Source organism: Neisseria sp. P0021.S007 (assembly GCF_051956855.1).
This window is the reverse complement of sequence record NZ_JBQCXA010000391.1, coordinates 1-765: the sequence shown is the minus strand read 5'-3', so window position 1 is coordinate 765 and position 765 is coordinate 1. Positions and strand designations below refer to the sequence as shown.

1 protein-coding gene is annotated in these 765 nt (G+C 48.4%); it reads left to right on the top strand.

The window, feature by feature from the left end; all coding sequences use genetic code 11:
* Positions 1 to 162: 162 nt before the first annotated feature.
* Positions 163 to 717 (top strand): hypothetical protein, encoded by a 555-nt coding sequence (locus tag ACTHUR_RS13560; RefSeq protein ID WP_167390255.1) that lies wholly within the window; start codon positions 163 to 165, stop codon positions 715 to 717.
* The last annotated feature ends 48 nt before the right edge of the window (positions 718 to 765 follow it).

Here is a 765-nt window from a genome sequence, read left to right as displayed (position 1 = left end):
GAAAACGAGTGAGGCAATTTTCGCTATAACAAATAAGGCGGTTTGATTTGAAATTAAAAAAGTCAGCCGTCCTATTTGAGAGAATATGCTGGTATTGTTATACTATTACAGCTGAATGCAATATCTATCGAACAATTACTTATTTCACATTACGACCTTACCATGAAACAATCACTTCACGCATTGGCAGCTTCATTGCTGATGTTTGCCGCCGCATCAGGCGCACAAGCTTCCTCTAAAATCTATACCTGCACAGTCAACGGCGAAGTTGTCTATACTTCACGCCCATCTGGAAACTGCCATTCGGCAGATTTACCGACCATCGGCAAATACAGCAGCACGCGCTACGATGCTCCCGCTTTAGAAATGCCCGAGTCTGCTGCTGCCGAAGCTCCGTCAAAACGAGCCGGTAACGCAAAACCTGCCCCTAAAAATACCGCTAAGGCGAATCCTGCACCTGCGCCCATCCGTCCTGCTCCTGAAGTTGCAGCAACTCCTGCGCCCAAATCCTCCGGCAGCACTAGCCGCCGTTCGATTTTGGAAACGGAATTGAGCAACGAACGTAAAGCGTTGGGTGAAGCGCAAAAATCTCTGGCTCAAGCCCGCGTAGCCAAAGGCGGTCATGTCAACCAACAGGAAATCAACAGCCTGCAAAGCGCGGTACTCGATCGCCAGCAAAACATCCAAGCCCTGCAAAGGGAATTGAGCCGAATGTAGGTCGTTCCTGCCTTTTTATCTGCCTTTCTCGGTTTTACATTACGTTAA